Source organism: Frankia sp. CcWB2, from assembly GCF_977927585.1.
Genome location: NZ_CDWRCM010000045.1, coordinates 7,159 through 7,533, shown reverse-complemented (window position 1 = coordinate 7,533; position 375 = coordinate 7,159). Strand labels below are relative to the sequence as shown.

Below are 375 nucleotides of genomic sequence, written 5' to 3'. Positions count from 1 at the left end.
CCGTACTGCACGGTGGGCAGTCCGCCCGGCTTGTGGCTGAAGGTGACCGACTCCGGCCTGACCGTGGCGTACTGGTAGGAGACCGGTTCCCCCGCGGGCAGGCTGCCCAGCTTCTGCCGCAGCAGTTTGGTACCCACGGCCGGCGGGCCGTCGAAGAACAGCGACCCGGACTCCAGGACCAGGATGCGATCGCACATGTTCTCGATGAGGTCGAGGGAGTGCGTCACGAACAGGATCGTGCGGCCCTGCGCCCGGAATTCGGCGATCTTGGCCAGGCACTTGCGCTGGAACGCCTCGTCCCCGACGGCCAGGACCTCGTCGACGAGCAGCACGTCCGGGTCGACGTGCACGGCGACGGCGAAGCCGAGGCGGACG

Annotated in this window: 1 pseudogene; it reads right to left on the bottom strand. The window is 68.8% G+C overall.

Features of this window, described 5'->3' with window-relative positions:
* Positions 1-375 (bottom strand): annotated as a pseudogene (locus tag ACY45C_RS07125) (ABC transporter ATP-binding protein); the annotation flags it as partial.